This window comes from Cupriavidus sp. GW821-FHT02F09, assembly GCF_059421605.1.
On sequence record NZ_JBWKVH010000051.1, the window covers coordinates 1 to 15,489 of the forward strand.

Sequence of the window (15,489 nt, forward strand, 5' to 3'; positions counted from 1 at the left end):
GCTGACCAACGCGGCTGGCGCGTTCAGCGGGAGCCTCGGCGGTGCGGGTGGCCTCACGCTCAACGGCGGCACGCAGAGCCTTAGCGGCGCGAATACCTACACGGGCAACACAACGATCAATGCAGGCGTGCTCGCTCTGTCGGCCGCAGGTAGCCTTGCCTCCGGGACGAACGTGACTCTGGCGGGCTCCGGCGCACAGCTTGATCTCTCCGCAGGCGGCAACCAGTTGATCGGTAACCTGTCCGGGGTCGCAGGCAGCCGGTTGGCGCTCGGCGCCAATTCCCTGACGGTGAACACCAGCGGCGCCCAGACGTTTGGCGGCAGCTTGGTCGGGACCGGCACGTTCGTGAAGCAAGGCGCGGGCAGCCTGACGCTGAATGGTGTCAGCACTAGCTTTTCTGGCACGACAACCGTCGTCGGCGGCCTGCTGGAAGTCGGCGACCTGAACAACGCCGGCGCCATGCTCGGCGGCAGCGTGACGGTCGGCTCACAAGGCACCTTGCGCGGCCATGGCACCATCTCCGGCGACGTCATCAATGGCGGCATTGTGATGCCGGGCGGCTCGATCGGCACGCTGACGGTCGGTGGCAATTACACGCAGGCCAGCAATGCCACGCTGACGATCGAGGTGAGCCCGACCGAGAGCTCGCAGCTCAGGGTAGGCGGCAGCGCCGCCTTGAACGGCACGCTCGCGGTTGTCTACGATCCGGGCACCTACACTGCGCGGCAGTACACCCTGCTCACCGCAGCCAACGGCGTGAGCGGCCGCTTTACCGGCGTCGGCAGTACGGCAGCGGTCGGAGCCAACCTTGGCACGCTGAGGCAATCCGTCAGCTATGGCACCAATGATGTCAACCTGATACTCGATGCCGCAGCCACGCCCGATGCGCCGGTCGTCATCGCGCCGCTCGGCACCAGTATCTACACTGCGCTCGGCACGACCGCATTGATCCGCGCGCAAGCGGTCAATGCGACACTACTGGAACGGCTGAGCAGCAGCCCCGTGAAAGGTCCTGCTTCGTCTGATAGCTGGATTACCGCAATGGGCTCGCGCACGAAAGTCGGCGGCACAAATAGTCAGCCGGGCTTCCAGTCGCACCAATACGGGTTTCTGGCGGGCATCGATCATCCGATGGGCGAATCCACGCTCGGTGCCGCCGCTGGCTACATGCACACCAATTTAGGCGAGGATCGCACCGGCAGCTCGGGCATGACGGACACGCTTAGACTCGCGCTGTACGGCAACGGGTGGTACGGTCCGGTCGGCTTGGCTGCGACCGTCGGATACGGGCTCGACTTCCTGTCTCAGAAGCGGCCGTTCGGTTCGGTCGGCACCGCGGAAGGCGATCATATCGGTCAGGAGTTCACCACTGCGGCGCAGGCTAGCCTGCCGCTTACGGTGGGCGGCATCGTGTTGACGCCGAATGTGGGATTGCGCTATGCGTATTTCCACGGCAACACGTTCAGCGAAGGTGGAGCAAACGGGCAGAACCTATTCGTGGGAACGGACAACGCCCGCAGCCTGCAACCCTTTGCAGCGATCACGCTGGACAAGGCGTTTGGAGACACGGCAAAGCCGCTCAACGTAAAGCTGCGACTGGGGTACGCGCATGAGATGCTGGCGGGCGGCCGTGCTGTCACGGTGTCCGCCTTGGACGGCACGGTGTTCGTAGCCCCTGGCACGGGTCTGCCGCGCTCGTTTCTCACCACCGGCGCAAGCGTCAGCCTCCATCCGTCCAAAGCCCTGACGGTTTCCTTCGCGTTCGACGCGCTAATCAATACCGGCCATGCATCCGCACAAGCGGCAAGCGCAAAGCTCGATTACCGTTTCTGAAGCGGGATGCAGAGTTTGAGAGGGTATGAACGCGTCCCTCCTGGACGCCGAGTGACGTCGTGAGGGATGCTGCCCTCCACAAATAGAAGGGGGCCCCTCCAGGACCGAGCGGCATCAATGGGCCAAAGTGGTAGAGACTGCCGCGTCGCGGGGACATGCGGAAGACGAAGGGTGGCACGTGCGCAAGGACGGGAGCCGATTCTGGGCGAATATTGTCATTACGGCGATTCATGATGACGCCGGCACCTTGATTGGATTCGCAAAAATTACACGCGACTTGAGCCAGCGATGTAGGCTAAATGGGTTAGAGGGCGCTTGCGCAGCGTCTGCGCTCGTTCAGCAGGCACGGCAAAGTGATGCAGTGGCCACTTCGCTGCAGCGCATGCCAGCCTCTGCTCGCCGCAACTGACCCGCGCACTCGCTAGGTCTGCAGCCGGTGATAGGCATTGAAATGCCGGATCGCCCACATCCCGTTGCCAAGCGTTTCGTAAATACGGGCTGCGTTGAAGTGAGCATCAGCAAAGTCCAGTGCAAGCGCGACGCATTGCTCGTAACTTGAGAACGCCTCCCCTGTTCGGCTCATGTCCTCCAGGGCAACACCAAGATTGAAGTGGAGCAGTGGTTCGTTCGGCAGATGTGAAGTTCCGAAACGGTACAGTTCCACCACGTCGCCAAACCGGCCAGCGTCGCACAGCATGCAACCCAGGTTGAGGTAGGGATCAAGAAATGTCGGTTCGGCCTCCAGCGCGCGACGGTACGCTGCCTCGGCTTCGATCGGCTTCTCCGTTTCCATCTTCAAGCTGTAGAGACCCGATGCGCAATGGGCGGTTTGCGGTCGCGCCCGGCCCGGGGCCACCGAGTGCAATCGCCTCCGGCGGCGCGGCACCGTCGTGCCATTGCAACTTTCCCGTGAAGGGGTCAATCCGCTCCGCCGAGTGCTGGTTCGAATAATCCCGAGTGCGAGAGATGCCGGGTTCCTGGTAGAAGCTCGGGATTGGTTCATCAATGCCATCAACGAAAGCGATACCGCGAGAACTTCCGGAAAAAATGAAAATGGAGATTAACCTGATTATATTAATTTTAACCAATCCCTGCGCGACCATTAATCCGAATGAATTACTGCGCGTCGAGCAATTCTTTATAGTGCCACTCTCGCCTCATCGCTCGACGAATGACTGCGAAGAGTTATTAATAGCTTTATAGATAAACCAATTCATTTATTTATAAATTTCACATCACAAATGATCCTTCTCACTTATTATCCAATTTTTCTACCCAAATGCCATAAATATCACGCAGGCGTTACCCGGTCTTACTACGCGCCGCCCCATCGCGTCACACGGGAAGCTACGTGATGGCTCCACACATCCTCGGGACGCTTATCCCTCAACAACGCCCAGAATCGAATCGCAAGATAGACATATTCTGGCTGCATTGATGGGGCCCACCGCATGAACGGTCAAAGGATCAAAACTTCATCTTCCACTCAACTTCGTCATTGACAAGGAGCAGGCCCTGCGCCATTCCACTCAACGCGACGACCTCAAAGAAATTGGCGACGTCTTCAACGGTTTCATCCTCATGAAAAGTTGTGGGGACGACATCGTTGCTCCCCCAACCAATAATCACATCATCAATTTGATCATGAATTACTTCAGAACCGGGGCCAAAGCAAACGAAATATCGACACCCCACATGCAGAAGCTCATGCACCTCACGACTAATCCATAGACTATTAGCCCACTCGCAATCCCTTGCGTCCAGAAGAACGGCGAAAGGCCTCTTTAGGCATGAAATAGGCAAAGGCAATTTTGGATTAGCATAAATAATATCAAGGCGTCCCATCAGAGCGATCTCCATTCAAAATTTTCTGAATGTTATTTTTAAACGTATCAATCTAGTTATTCAGGTGATTAATTCGACTTTTACATTTCAGTCGAGGACCGTGCAGCGATGCATACGCGCAGGTTCCCGTGACGACCAGGCCGCAAGGACTGCTTGTTGTCGGCGCAGCCTCAGGATTGTTGGTGCTGAGCGTTCGAGATACCCGGACGGTTCGCGCTATGCGAGTTACTGTTTCATTTTCCTTGGGCTCTGTTTGCTTCGGGTAACTGTTGCTCAATCTCCGCCAGCCTCAGGCTCGCCAATTCGGAATGCAGTTTTAGCGCCTCAATCAGGAGCTTCGTCTCGATGTTCCCAGATTGGGATGCCAGACTATCGAACTTCGTCAAAATATGTTTGACTCGCTCTGCTGCTGTCATAATTTCCTCCGATGTGCGAAAGCAATACGGTGCCGTGAGTGTCCGCGATTGCCCACTACTAGTCGTCGTGGCCGTGTCGGCCGTGTTCACCATGTTGACCGTGCTGCCCGTGGCCACGCCCGCGCCACCTCCGCTCGCCTTGGTCGTCGTCATCATCGCGTCCCCGCCAGTAAGGGGCATACACGGGCGTCGGAGCCACTACAACCGGTCGCGGGACATACACCGGCTGCGGCGCAACATATACAGGAGGAGCCACATAGACTGGAGCAGGTTCGGCATAGACGACACCTGGGACCCCAATGGCAATGTCGACATTCACGTGTGCCTGGGCAGTCGACGCGATTGCGAGCAGTGTGCCGGCCAGCACCCCAAAGAATGGAAGTTGTTTCATATGTTCTCTATCGCAAATCGGCAGTTATTGTGCCGCCCCGCGTTGGAAGCCTTGGTTCGCCAACTGTAAAGAAATGTAACTAAAGCGTTGGCGAGTTGTGAGGAGCGCTGGCGCTGGGGGTCTTTCGACGGGCAGTGCCTCCGTATGAGGGTCAACAGCGTCAACGATGCTGCCGCCCAAGCGTTGATAAGGCCGAGGCAATGTGCCTTATTTTCTGAGGAGAGGTATCGTGATGAAAAGATTCTATGCGGTCGCCATTGCCGCTTTTTTTTCGGTAGGTTTGGCTTATGCGCAAACTGCTGCGCCCACGGCTGCCGCCAAGCCTGCGGCGCCCGCCGCCGCAGCTCCGGCTGCTTCCTCGAGCTGCGAAGCGCAGGCGGTTGACAAAAAAGGCAAACCGCTAGCTGGAGCCGCGAAGGCTTCCTCTATCAAGAAGTGCGAAAGTGGCAACAAAGGCAACGCGTCAGCGGCATGCGATGCCAAGGCCGTTGGGAAGAACGGTAAGCCTCTCGCCGGTGCCGCGAAGGCGTCGTTTATGAAAAAGTGCGAAGCTGACGCCGGAAAATAATCTCCCATCCAGGTAAAAAGTCGGCGTGTTTGCCGGCTTTTTACATTTCTCTAACACCGTGCCCGATGGCGGTCATGTTTGCGAGTTAAATCGCGGGTACGCTGAAGACGGCCAGCGCAGTATTACTTCGGTCGTTCTCTCGTGGTCGGAGGCTTGCCACTTAGAAGCTGTTGCGAAATTAGTTCATGCAGGGCTTTAGCCTGCTCCAACAAATCAATGAACAGGCAAGTGACAGAAAGGCTTCGTGGACATGGGCATATCGTTCGTATCGAAACTTCAGGCGTCTGAACGAGTGAAGCCAAGCAATCGAGCGCTCCACGACCCAGCGCGTTTTGCCAAGTCCACTGCCGTGAGGCGAGCCGATTTTGGCCAGCACGGGCGTGATGGCGCGCTTGCGCAAGCGTTCTCGGTGTGGCTCGGAACTGTAGCCCCGGTCGCCTTGGACGATTTCCGGCTTACGCAGAGGGCGTCCGCGCTTTCCGCGAATCGGGCGGGCTACAAGGCCGTGATGATCGCGGCCGACAAGTACCAGCGCTTCTTTGCCATGCTGATGACGGCCGCGGGCACGGTGAAGGCCGCGCGCGTGGTGATCCTGGGCGTGGGCGTGGCGGGCTTGCAGGCCATCGCCACGGCCAAGCGCCTGGGCGCCGTGATCGAGGCCTCTGACGTGCGTCCGAGCGTGAAGGAACAGGTGGAGTCGCTGGGGGCGAAGTTCATCGACGTGCCCTATGAAACCCCTGAGGAAAAAGAGGCTGCCGAAGGCGTGGGCGGCTACGCGCGCCCCATGCCGCAAAGCTGGCTGGACCGCCAGAAGGCCGAGGTGGCCAAGCGTGTGGCGCTGGCCGACGTGGTCATCACCACGGCCCTGATCCCCGGGCGCGCCGCCCCCGTGCTCGTGACCGAGGACATGGCGCGCGCCATGAAGCCCGGCTCCGTGATCGTCGACCTGGCCGCGAGCCAGGGCGGCAACTGCCCGCTCACCGAGGCGGGCCAGACCGTGGTCCGGCATGGCGTGACCCTGGTGGGCGAAACCAATCTGCCCGCGCTCGTCGCGGCCGACGCTTCCGCGCTCTATGCGCGCAATGTGCTCGACTTTCTTAAACTCATCATCAACAAGGACGGCGCCCTGCACGTGGATCTGCAGGACGACATCGTGGCGGCCTGCCTGGTAGCGCATGGCGGTGCAGTAAAGAGCAAATAGAAGAATGGAAGTCTCTCATACCCTCATCAACCTGATCATCTTCGTGCTGGCGATCTACGTGGGCTACCACGTGGTCTGGACCGTGACCCCGGCCCTGCACACCCCGCTGATGGCCGTGACCAACGCGGTCTCGGCCATCGTCATCGTGGGGGCCATGCTGGCCGCTGCGCTGACCGAGACCCCGCTGGGCAAGACCATGGGCGTGCTAGCCGTGGCGCTGGCGGCCGTCAATGTGTGCGGGGGCTTCCTGGTCACCCGGCGCATGCTGGAGATGTTCAAGAAGAAAGAGCGCAAGGCCGCGCCCAAGACCGAAGGGAGCCAGGCATGAGCATGAACCTCGTCACGCTGCTGTACCTGGTGGCCAGCGTCTGCTTCATCCAGGCGCTCAAGGGGCTGTCGCACCCCACGACCTCGATCCGTGGCAACTTGTTTGGCATGGTCGGCATGACCATGGCCGTGCTCACCACGGCGGCGCTGATCGCCAAGCTGGCGGGCTCGCCGCTGGGCCTGGGCTACGTGCTCGTGGGCCTGCTGGTGGGCGGCGCGGCCGGCGCCATCATGGCCCAACGCGTCGAGATGACCAAGATGCCCGAGCTGGTGGCCTTCATGCACAGCATGATTGGCCTGGCGGCGGTCTGCATTGCAGTGGCCGTGGTGGCCGAGCCCTATGCCTTCCAGATCGTGGCCCAGAAGGGCCTGCCGATCCCGGCGGGCAACCGGCTGGAGCTGTTCCTGGGGGCCGCCATCGGCGCCATCACCTTCAGCGGCTCGGTGATCGCCTTCGGCAAGCTCTCGGGCAAGTACAAGTTCCGGCTGTTCCAGGGTGCGCCGGTGCAGTTCGCTGGCCAGCACATGCTGAACCTGGTGCTGGGCCTGGCCACGGTGGGCCTGGGGCTGGTCTTCATGGCGACCGAGAACTGGACCGCCTTCTTCGCCATGCTGGCGCTGGCTTTCGTGATGGGCGTGCTCATCATCATCCCGATCGGCGGCGCCGACATGCCGGTGGTGGTGTCCATGCTCAACAGCTACTCGGGCTGGGCGGCGGCGGGCATCGGCTTCAGCCTGAACAACTCCATGCTGATCATCGCGGCTCGCTGGTGGGCAGCTCGCGTGCGATCCTGAGCTACATCATGTGCAAGGCCATGAATCGCTCCTTCTTCAACGTGATCCTGGGGGGCTTTGGCGGCGAGGCCGCTGCCGGTGGCGCGCACGGCGACCAGCAGCAGCGCAGCGTCAAGAGCGGCAGCGCCGACGATGCGGCCTACATCCTGGGCAACGCCGAGACCGTGATCATCGTGCCGGGCTACGGCCTGGCGGTGGCGCGCGCGCAGCATGCGGTCAACGAGCTGGCCGAGAAGCTGGTGCACAAGGGCGTGACGGTGAAGTACGCGATCCACCCCGTGGCGGGCCGCATGCCTGGCCACATGAACGTGCTGCTGGCCGAGGCCGAGGTGCCCTGCGACCAGGTGTTCGAGATGGAGGACATCAATGGCGAGTTCGGCCAGGCCGACGTGGCCATCATCCTGGGTGCCAACGACGTGGTGAACCCCGGCGCGCTGCACAAGGGCAGCCCCATCTACGGCATGCCCATCCTGGAGGCCTACAAGGCCAAGACGGTGATCGTGAACAAGCGCTCCATGGCCGCGGGCTATGCGGGCCTGGACAACGAACTGTTCTACATGGACAAGACCATGATGGTCTTCGGCGACGCCAAGAAGGTCGTCGAAGAGATGGGAAAGGCCATCGAGTAGAACTTCCGTACGCTGGCGGGGTTGGCTGGCTCGCGACTCCCTTTTTTGCTTCTGAAGGCGCAAGCCCTCAGGCTCACCCCTTTCAAGGTGATTAGACGACACGTCCAGCCTTGATGACACGGGCGGTAGAAACGTGCCGCCGTGCTACGCATCCGGCCACATAGCCTTTCTTCTTCGGCGCTTTCGGTCCCCGCGTATGTTTGCGCATCGCGCGGGGATCAACGTGCGTCGCCATCTTGATCAACTCGCGACCGAGCTGAGCTGGGGTGAGGAGGTCATAGGCCTGCCACACCTCGGGCGGCACCGCGATCATCATGCCGGCATAAGTTGCCCGGATTTCGTTGGCGAGGTAATACGGTGAGAGCTCGATGTCGCTGGTATCCAGCTCATGCCGGATTCTCACCGCAGTCGCAATCACGCTCAGTACGTTATACGCCAGCGCCGCCACGCCGAAGGCCAGCGGCGCCGCGCGCGGTTGGCTCAACGAACGAATCTCACTGTTGAGCACCGATTCCAGCCGCTGAAACATATTCTCTATGCTCCAGCGTCGCCGGTATAGCCGGGCGACGGCCTCGGCCGTCAGATGGGCGGACGGGACATTGGTCAGCAGGCGGATGACGGTGTCACCATCCTCGGTGGCGCCATCCAGATGCAGCTCGATGCGCCGCAGCACCAGCGGCGCGTTCGATTCATCTGGGATGCTGACCGCTTGCTCGTACACGATGCCGGTTTCGACCCGGCCCATTTCGCGTAACGGCTCCAGCTCGCTGGGGCTCGGATTGCGGCCGTGCTCCCGCACGATGAAGGCGCTGCCGCGACGCTGCCACCCGGCAAGAATCGCCCGGGTGCTGAAGTTGCGATCGGCGATCCACAGTTCGGCCGGCTGGGCCGATGCGAGCAGGGTTTCCATGATGGCCCGCTCCTGGGCGTGCGCATCTTCACAGGGCACCAGATCGACGATCATCGCCGTGTCCGGGTCATAGACCACCAATGACTGCCCTGGCAAGGCCGCACCCCGAAACCTCCGCAATGGTTTCAGGCGTTTTTCGCTCGCCAGCAAATGGCTGCCATCCACGATGCGCAGGCGATAGCCATTCACCGATGGCGGCTGCTTGCGCAACATCGGTTGCACGACCGACCCCAACCGCTGCGCACTGCCTTGCACCAGGGCACGAACCAGCCCCGGCTCGGTCCGGCTGAGCTTGTCGTACAGCGCGGTGATGGAAACTGGCAGCGCCGGACTGGCCTTGGCTGCCGCATGCACCGACGGGCGCAGCCCCACGGCGACCAGCGACATGATTTCCACCGTCGTCGAGAACAATAACTCCCGCGTGTACTGCGTTTCACGCTCTTGCTCGAACAATTCGTCGATCCAGGCCGGATCAAGGGCGCGTTGCAACCCCAGGCGCGCCATCACGCTGATCGGGCTGTGTTCGAGAAAGCGTTCTACTACTGCGTCCAGTACCACGCCATTGACACCGGTTCTGTTCGAGAACACGGAGGGTGCCCTAATTTTCGTCACCTTGAAAGGGGTGGTTCTTAGAAGGGGGCGGCGGCGCAGTAATGCGCTGCTGCTACCCAACACAACAGCCCGGCCCGTAGCGAAGCAGGGAGACGCCCTGATGGATCATAGAGAGGAATTCAAGACCGCTGTGAGCCGGGCATCACCGAACTAGGTTGGCGACGAAGTCGAGCAGGGCTCGTGTCTTGGCCGGAACATGGTGACGCGACGGATAGTAGGCGTATAGCGGGAACCGCTCATCGGACCAGTCCGGAAAGAGGTTCACGAGCTTGCGCTCCGCAAAGAACTGCTCAGCCCCGAGTTCCAAGATTTGCCCGATGCCATGGCCAGCAACGCAGACACTTTGCATCGTGCCGGCCTCATTGACGGTCAATTGACCGCGCGAGTTGAACACGATCTTCTTGCGCCGCTGGTGAAACTCCCACGGAAACGGCCGCCCGGTCTCGGGGTCCCGGAACTGGATGCAGACATGACTGCCCGACTCCAGATCCTTCGGTTCCTTGGGCAACCCGTATCGCTGAATGTAGGCGGGCGCCGCCGCGGTGATGATTCTCGTCTCCAGGAGCTTTCTTGCTATGAGCGCCGAATTGCGAGGGTGGCCGAATCGGATAGCCACATCGAAGCCATCCGTGATCATGTCGCCCAGCTCGTCGCGCGTAATCAGCTCGAGCTGCAAGTCCGGGTGGCTTTGCAGAAACGCTCCAAGCCGCGGACCCAGTATCAGTCGAGAGAAGAACGGGTCGACATTGACGCGAAGGCGTCCGTTGATGGTCTTCGCACTTCCGCTTGCTGACGCAGTGATGGCGTCGAGGCTTGCGATCAGAGGAATGACCTGCTCGTAGAAGGATCGCCCTTCGTTTGTCATCCGAACGGAGCGCGTGGTGCGGTCGAAGAGTCGCAAGCCGAGCTGCTCTTCGAGTCGAGCGATCGCGCGACTGACACCAGACTGCGACATGCCGAGTGCCTCGCCCGCGCGTCCGAAGCTCCTACTGTCCACCACCGCCGCCATTACCCGAATTCCGTCCAATACGCGCTGGTCGAGCCCGCCCATTGATGCGCTCCAAGCATAATTCAAATGCTATCCATGCTATCGCCTTTTGTTGGCCTTGTCACCAGAATGCATGTCAGGACGAGGCGTCAACACCACTACGAGGAACGTCACGCGACCCATCTCTATCGACCGCTCGGCAACTTAGAAAGGAGAGCCCATGCTCAAAGCAAGCAAATTCGTCGTTCGCCAAAGACTTCCACTTCTGGCCGTTGCCCTCATGTCCATGGTGGCATTGGCGGCAACAAGTCCAGCGTTCGCACAAACCGCCAATCATCAAAGGAGCAGTACCATGACCATGAAAGACGATCTCGCCAACCGCTCGCCGGACATCCACTGGCCGGCCGGCTTCGATCCGCGCGAGGCTGACCTCTTTTCGCACAATGAGCTGTTCATCAACGCAACGTGTGAACGCGTCTGGCAGCACATCATCGAGGCGCCGAAGTGGCCTCAGTGGTACCCCAACTCCGAAGATGTCCACATCATCAGTGACGCGGGTTCTGTGCTCAAGGAAGAGAGCACGTTCCACTGGACCACGTTCGGTCTGCCCATCGAGAGCAAGATCAACGAGTTCGTCCCGTTCTCGCGCATTGGCTGGTTCGGCTACGTCCCGGGCACCAAGCCGGCCTTCTATCACACGTGGTACCTCATACCTCGTGGCAACGGCTGCCAAGTTGTGACCGATGAAGTAGGTAACGGCCCCGATGCTGCCAACCTTCGCAAGAACGATGAAGGGCTGATGCACCGTGGTCACGACCTCTGGCTGGCAACTCTGCGTTGGGTTGCCGAGAACAAGCTGGACCGATGAGGAATCATGCAGCTTGACCGGGCTTCGTCGAAGCGCCGAAAACTGACGAGTCCAGCTAATTCCGATCCCTTACAGACACCCTAGGAACTTTCTAGCGCCGGCGCTGCCACTGCTCGGGCTCTCGCTGTCAGCTGGAACGCTTGCTTCGCAGGCCTGCCTTCGCGCTAACGGCGCCCGTTCCCGCGCATCACGAACGGCTGACTTAATCCACACGAGAGAAGCTGACCGAGGCCGTCGGTGTGACTGCCGGCGCTCAGGCGCTCAACTCATCCGCGCTCCGGTAACCGCCACCACCTTGGCCCAGCGCGCGATCTCGCTTTGCAGGAACTGCGTGAACTGCGCGGCATCGTTGCCCACGGGCACCAGCCCTTCGCCGGTCAGGCGCTTGCGCATCGCCGGCGACGCCACCGCGGCGCGCACGGCTTTCTCCAGCTGCGCCACCTGGTCCGCCGGCATGCCGGCCGGCCCGAGCAGCCCATACCATGAGCTGTAGTCGAAATTGGGCACCACGTCGGCGATCGGCGCGATGTTCGGGAACGTGGGCAGGCGCTTCAGGCTGCTGACACCCAGCCCCTTGACCTTGCCGGCCTGCAACAGCGGCTGCACCGTGGCGACATTACCCAGCAGCAGGTCGGCCTGGCTGGCGACCACGTCGGCCACCGCGGGGGCCGCGCCCTTGTAGGGCACACTGACCAGGTCGATGCCGGCGTCGTGCTTGAGCATCTCGCCGGCCAGGTGGTTGGCGCTGCCGAGGCCGGCTACGGCGATGCTGAGCTTGCCGGGCCCGGACTTGGCCAGCGCGATCAGCTCGCGCACGTTGTTCACGCCCAAGTCGGGCCGCGACACCAGCAGCAGCGGCGAGCTGGCGATCAGCGAGATTGGCTTGAAGTCCTTGATCGGGTCGAAGGGCTTCTTGTCGAACAGCGCGGGATTGATGGCGTGGCTGGTGTAGCTGAGCAGCAGCGTGCCGCTATCCGGATCGGCCTTGGCCACTGCGGTCGCCGCGATATTTCCGGCCGCGCCGCCGCGGTTCTCGACGATAAAGGGGTGCTTGAGGCGTTGCTCCAGTTCAGCGGCCAGCGCGCGGGCCACCAGGTCGGTGCCGCCGCCGGGCGTGGCGCCGACCAGCACCTTGGTCACGGCCGGGGCAGCCTGCAGGGTGCCGGGCAGCATCATGCTGGCCGCCAGCAGGGCCAGGAATTCGCGTCGTTGCATGTTTTGTCTCCGTTTCTCTCTTTATGTCTTTGTACGATGGGAGCATCGTTGCGGGGCGTCCGATCTGTCTCAGGTGGGCGGAAAGCCATACAGCAGCGCCGGGTTGTCGACCAGGATACGCCGGCGTACCTCCGCATCCGGGATCCAGCGGATGAACTCGTCGATCAGCGCGCCGTCGTCCGGCACCTGCTGCGGTGCGTTCAGGGCGGGGTGCGGCCAGTTGGTGCCGAACAGCAGGCGATCGCGGCGGGTCTCGAGCAGCGCGTCGACAATCGGCGCCATGTCGGCGTGGCCGGGGCCGGCATCGGAGCGGCGGTACCAGCTCGAGATCTTGGTCCAGCAGTCCTCGCGCTCGCGCAGCAGCCGCAGCATGGCCTGGAAGCCGCGGTTGCCCGGGCCTTCGGCGCCGCGCACGCAGCCCATGTGGTCGAACACCAGCGGCACCGGCAGCCGCATCAGCTGCGGCTCCAGTTCGGCGATCTCGTCGGCGTGCAGCACATGCACCTGCACATGCCAGCCGAACGGGCGGATGCGCTCGGCGAAGTGCGCGATGGCCTGGGTGCCACCATAGCCCTTCACGTGCGTGGAAACGCGAACGCCCCGCATGCCACCGGCATGCAGGGCCTGGATTTCGGCCGCGGTGATGTCAGGATGGAGCCCGGCCACGCCGCGCGCCCGGTCCTGTCCGATCGCGGCGATCACATCCAGCGTGAGCCGGTTGTCGGCGCCGTAGACGCTGGCGCTGACCTGCACGGTGCGCGTCAGCCCGACCTGCCGGCACATCGCCAGGTATTGCTTCAGCGTGGCGGGCGCGGGGGTGTAGGAGCGCTCCCCCACCAGCGGGTAGCAGCGCGGATCGTCATAGACGTGGCAGTGGCAGTCGGTCGATCCGGGCGGCAGCGTCCAGCCCGGGCGCGATACCTGCGCGCGTGGCGGCAGGCAGACCGCGGGCTGCGCAACAGTTGGCTGCGTCATGTGCCCTCCTAATTCGAGGCGGTGATGTGAGCGTCGCGGATGACCTGGTCCCACTTTGCGGTCTCGCGCTGCAGCGTCTTGTCGAAGTCGGCGGGCGGGCCGGCCAGCACGTCGGCGCCGAGTTCGCGGAACTGCTTGGCCGTGCTGTCGAGCGACAGCATCTTCTGCAGCGCCGCGTTGACCCGTGTCAGCACTTCAGGCGGCGTGCCCTTCGGGAACATCAGCCCGGTGGTCGTGGCCGCCTCGAAGCCCGGGAGGCCAGCTTCGGCCAGCGTGGGCAGGTCCGGCATCAGCGACGAGCGCTGCGCGGTGGTCACGCCCAGCGCCTTGAGCCTGCCGGCGCGGATCTGCGTCAGCGTGGAGGCGAGCTGGTCGAAGGTCAGGTCGACATGTCCGCCCAGCAGGTCGGCCACGGCCAAGCTGCTGCCCTTGTACGGCACGTGCAGCAGCTTGGTGCCGCTCTGCTTCTGGAAGTACTCGCCGGTCAGGTGTGCGGCAGTTCCAACGCCCGCGGTGGCCAGCGTCAGCTTGCCGGGGCGCGTGCGCGCGTAGGCGATGAACTCGGCCAGCGTGGTGGCCGGCACCTTGGAGCTGACCACCAGCACCAGCGGCGCGCGCGAGATCGGCCCGGCTGAGACCAGGTCGCGCTCGGGCGTCACCGTGGCGGCGGGGTTCAGCGCCTTCAGTGGCGCCAGCGCACCGGTGGAGGCGAGCAGAGCGGTGTAGCCGTCGGGGACGGCACGGGCCACCGATTCGGCGCCGACCAGGCCGGCGGCGCCGGCGCGGTTCTCCACCACCACGGTCTGGCCGAGCGACTCGGACAGGCCCGCGGCGACGATGCGCGCGGTGGCGTCGATGTTGCCGCCGGGCGGGAATGGCACGACCAGCTTGATCGGCTTGTCGGGATAGGCGGCAGCAGCAGTGGTGGCGGCCGCGCAGAGCAAGGCGCTGAACACGGCGCGCAGGCGGTTGATCATGGTTGTCTCCCCGAAGCTTTGTCTGGGCTATTAATGGTTGCGGGATCGCGGCGGCGCGTGCCGTCAGTCGTCTTCCGCATAGCGGCGGCCGGCATCAAGTAATTGGGGCGTGCCGATCAGCCGGTTTAGTGCATCGAAGTCGTTCATTTCCTCCATGAAGGCGCGCGTGCTGCCGCCGGCCTTGAGCCCGGCGAAGTAGCGCTGCAGTTGGCGCGAGGCGAAGCGCACCGTGCCGCCCGGGTAGATCACGATGCGGTAGCCGCGCTCACCCAGTTCGGCCGCGCTCTGGATCGGCGTCTTGCCGCCTTCGACCATATTGGCCAGCAGCGGCACGCGTGCGGCAAAGCGGCCGCACACACGGTCCATGTCGGCGGCGGACACCACCGCTTCGATAAACAGCGCATCGACACCGCAGGCCAGGTAGGCTTCGGCACGCTCGATGGCGGCGTCCAGGCCTTCCACCGCGACGGCGTCGGTACGCGCCAGAATCAGCGTGTCGGTGTTATGGCGCGCGTCGAGCGCCGCTCGCAGCTTGCCGCACATCTCGCGCACCGTGACCAGGGACTTGCCGGCGAGGTGGCCGCAGCGCTTGGGAAAGCCCTGGTCCTCGAGCTGGATCATCGCAACGCCGGCGCGCTCGAAGGCGCGCACGGTGCGCTGCGTGTTGAGCGCGTTGCCGTAGCCGGTGTCGCCGTCGACGATCACCGGCAGCGATACGCGGTCAGTGATGCGCGCCAGCACGTCGGCGGTCTCGGTGGCGGTGGTCAGGCCCACGTCGGAGCGGCCCAGCAGCGTGTAGGCGACCGCGCCGCCCGACAGGTACAGTGCTTCGAAGCCGGCCTGCTCGGCCAGCAGCGCGCTGAGCGCATCGTAGACGCCCGGGGCCAGCACCGGCTCGCGCCGGCGCAGGCGTTCCTTCAGCGAAGGGGATTGCATGC

Annotated in this window: 15 protein-coding genes and 2 pseudogenes; 7 read left to right on the top strand and 10 right to left on the bottom strand. The window is 62.8% G+C overall.

All coding sequences use genetic code 11. From position 1 onward, the window contains the following. On the top strand, positions 1-1,834 hold a 1,834-nt coding region (locus AC07XB_RS33660), incomplete at its 5' end, for an autotransporter outer membrane beta-barrel domain-containing protein (RefSeq protein WP_494752817.1). A 127-nt stretch (positions 1,835-1,961) separates the two neighbouring features. Continuing rightward, the gene (locus AC07XB_RS33665) at positions 1,962-2,243 is read left to right on the top strand and encodes a PAS domain S-box protein (protein ID WP_492831674.1); all 282 of its coding nucleotides are present in this window, start codon (positions 1,962-1,964) and stop codon (positions 2,241-2,243) included. Between the two features lie 12 nt (positions 2,244-2,255). Here the strand turns inward: AC07XB_RS33665 and AC07XB_RS33670 are convergent, their stop codons facing one another. The 3 genes from AC07XB_RS33670 to AC07XB_RS33680 form a co-directional block, all read right to left on the bottom strand. Next, positions 2,256-2,627, bottom strand: coding sequence for a hypothetical protein (locus AC07XB_RS33670; RefSeq protein WP_492831672.1), 372 nt, complete (start codon positions 2,625-2,627; stop codon positions 2,256-2,258). A gap of 674 nt (positions 2,628-3,301) precedes the next feature. Further along, the gene (locus tag AC07XB_RS33675) at positions 3,302-3,694 is read right to left on the bottom strand and encodes a DUF7684 family protein (RefSeq protein ID WP_492831670.1); all 393 of its coding nucleotides are present in this window, start codon (positions 3,692-3,694) and stop codon (positions 3,302-3,304) included. 218 nt (positions 3,695-3,912) lie between these two features. Next, positions 3,913-4,251, bottom strand: a complete 339-nt coding sequence (locus AC07XB_RS33680) for a hypothetical protein (protein ID WP_492831668.1) — start codon at positions 4,249-4,251, stop codon at positions 3,913-3,915. Between the two features lie 467 nt (positions 4,252-4,718). On the opposite strand from AC07XB_RS33680, the gene AC07XB_RS33685 reads away from it, so the two are divergent. Further along, entirely contained in the window at positions 4,719-5,054 is a 336-nt protein-coding gene (locus AC07XB_RS33685) for a hypothetical protein (RefSeq protein ID WP_492831688.1), read from the top strand. 178 nt (positions 5,055-5,232) lie between these two features. Here AC07XB_RS33685 and AC07XB_RS33690 read toward each other — a convergent pair. Continuing rightward, positions 5,233-5,544: pseudogene (locus AC07XB_RS33690) on the bottom strand (transposase); the annotation flags it as partial. On the opposite strand from AC07XB_RS33690, the gene AC07XB_RS33695 reads away from it, so the two are divergent. The 3 genes and pseudogenes from AC07XB_RS33695 to AC07XB_RS33705 all read left to right on the top strand — a co-directional run bounded on the left by AC07XB_RS33695 (position 5,464) and on the right by AC07XB_RS33705 (position 8,006). Then, positions 5,464-6,255, top strand: coding sequence for a Rossmann-fold NAD(P)-binding domain-containing protein (locus AC07XB_RS33695; RefSeq protein ID WP_492831686.1), 792 nt, complete (start codon positions 5,464-5,466; stop codon positions 6,253-6,255). The pseudogene AC07XB_RS33690 and the gene AC07XB_RS33695 overlap by 81 nt on opposite strands. A gap of 4 nt (positions 6,256-6,259) precedes the next feature. Further along, positions 6,260-6,583 carry an NAD(P) transhydrogenase subunit alpha part 2 gene (locus AC07XB_RS33700; protein ID WP_492831666.1) on the top strand — a complete coding sequence of 108 codons (324 nt, stop codon included), beginning with the start codon at positions 6,260-6,262 and terminating at the stop codon, positions 6,581-6,583. Next, positions 6,580-8,006: pseudogene (locus tag AC07XB_RS33705) on the top strand (NAD(P)(+) transhydrogenase (Re/Si-specific) subunit beta). Before AC07XB_RS33700 ends, AC07XB_RS33705 begins: the two are co-directional and overlap by 4 nt. Before the next feature lie 91 nt (positions 8,007-8,097). Here AC07XB_RS33705 and AC07XB_RS33710 read toward each other — a convergent pair. Further along, complete coding sequence (locus tag AC07XB_RS33710) at positions 8,098-9,420, bottom strand: IS4 family transposase (RefSeq protein ID WP_492831684.1); 1,323 nt, start codon at positions 9,418-9,420, stop codon at positions 8,098-8,100. A gap of 250 nt (positions 9,421-9,670) precedes the next feature. Next, complete coding sequence (locus AC07XB_RS33715) at positions 9,671-10,579, bottom strand: LysR family transcriptional regulator (protein ID WP_492831664.1); 909 nt, start codon at positions 10,577-10,579, stop codon at positions 9,671-9,673. 157 nt (positions 10,580-10,736) lie between these two features. Between AC07XB_RS33715 and AC07XB_RS33720 the strand changes: the two genes are divergently transcribed. Beyond that, the gene (locus tag AC07XB_RS33720) at positions 10,737-11,384 is read left to right on the top strand and encodes an SRPBCC family protein (RefSeq protein ID WP_492831662.1); all 648 of its coding nucleotides are present in this window, start codon (positions 10,737-10,739) and stop codon (positions 11,382-11,384) included. Between the two features lie 261 nt (positions 11,385-11,645). On the opposite strand, the gene AC07XB_RS33725 is transcribed toward AC07XB_RS33720, so the two are convergent. The 4 genes from AC07XB_RS33725 to AC07XB_RS33740 form a co-directional block, all read right to left on the bottom strand. Beyond that, entirely contained in the window at positions 11,646-12,599 is a 954-nt protein-coding gene (locus tag AC07XB_RS33725; RefSeq protein WP_492831660.1) for a tripartite tricarboxylate transporter substrate binding protein, read from the bottom strand. A 69-nt stretch (positions 12,600-12,668) separates the two neighbouring features. Beyond that, positions 12,669-13,574 (bottom strand): amidohydrolase family protein, encoded by a 906-nt coding sequence (locus AC07XB_RS33730; protein WP_492831658.1) that lies wholly within the window; start codon positions 13,572-13,574, stop codon positions 12,669-12,671. Between the two features lie 8 nt (positions 13,575-13,582). Beyond that, positions 13,583-14,551, bottom strand: a complete 969-nt coding sequence (locus tag AC07XB_RS33735) for a Bug family tripartite tricarboxylate transporter substrate binding protein (RefSeq protein WP_492831656.1) — start codon at positions 14,549-14,551, stop codon at positions 13,583-13,585. Positions 14,552-14,614: 63 nt separating this feature from the next. Further along, on the bottom strand, positions 14,615-15,487 hold the full coding sequence (locus AC07XB_RS33740) for an isocitrate lyase/PEP mutase family protein (RefSeq protein WP_492831654.1): 873 nt from the start codon (positions 15,485-15,487) through the stop codon (positions 14,615-14,617). Between the last annotated feature and the right edge of the window lie 2 nt (positions 15,488-15,489).

What these genes read in the sequence shown, in the direction of transcription:
- AC07XB_RS33730 (WP_492831658.1), bottom strand. Translation starts at nt 13,574, where the DNA reads ATGACGCAGCCAACTGTTGCGCAGCCCGCGGTCTGCCTGCCGCCACGC.
- AC07XB_RS33735 (WP_492831656.1), bottom strand. Translation starts at nt 14,551, where the DNA reads ATGATCAACCGCCTGCGCGCCGTGTTCAGCGCCTTGCTCTGCGCGGCC.
- AC07XB_RS33725 (WP_492831660.1), bottom strand. Translation starts at nt 12,599, where the DNA reads ATGCAACGACGCGAATTCCTGGCCCTGCTGGCGGCCAGCATGATGCTG.
- AC07XB_RS33670 (WP_492831672.1), bottom strand. Translation starts at nt 2,627, where the DNA reads ATGGAAACGGAGAAGCCGATCGAAGCCGAGGCAGCGTACCGTCGCGCG.
- AC07XB_RS33700 (WP_492831666.1), top strand. Translation starts at nt 6,260, where the DNA reads ATGGAAGTCTCTCATACCCTCATCAACCTGATCATCTTCGTGCTGGCG.
- AC07XB_RS33720 (WP_492831662.1), top strand. Translation starts at nt 10,737, where the DNA reads ATGCTCAAAGCAAGCAAATTCGTCGTTCGCCAAAGACTTCCACTTCTG.
- AC07XB_RS33680 (WP_492831668.1), bottom strand. Translation starts at nt 4,251, where the DNA reads ATGATGACGACGACCAAGGCGAGCGGAGGTGGCGCGGGCGTGGCCACG.
- AC07XB_RS33715 (WP_492831664.1), bottom strand. Translation starts at nt 10,579, where the DNA reads ATGGGCGGGCTCGACCAGCGCGTATTGGACGGAATTCGGGTAATGGCG.
- AC07XB_RS33710 (WP_492831684.1), bottom strand. Translation starts at nt 9,420, where the DNA reads ATGGCGCGCCTGGGGTTGCAACGCGCCCTTGATCCGGCCTGGATCGAC.
- AC07XB_RS33685 (WP_492831688.1), top strand. Translation starts at nt 4,719, where the DNA reads ATGAAAAGATTCTATGCGGTCGCCATTGCCGCTTTTTTTTCGGTAGGT.
- AC07XB_RS33740 (WP_492831654.1), bottom strand. Translation starts at nt 15,487, where the DNA reads ATGCAATCCCCTTCGCTGAAGGAACGCCTGCGCCGGCGCGAGCCGGTG.
- AC07XB_RS33675 (WP_492831670.1), bottom strand. Translation starts at nt 3,694, where the DNA reads ATGGAGATCGCTCTGATGGGACGCCTTGATATTATTTATGCTAATCCA.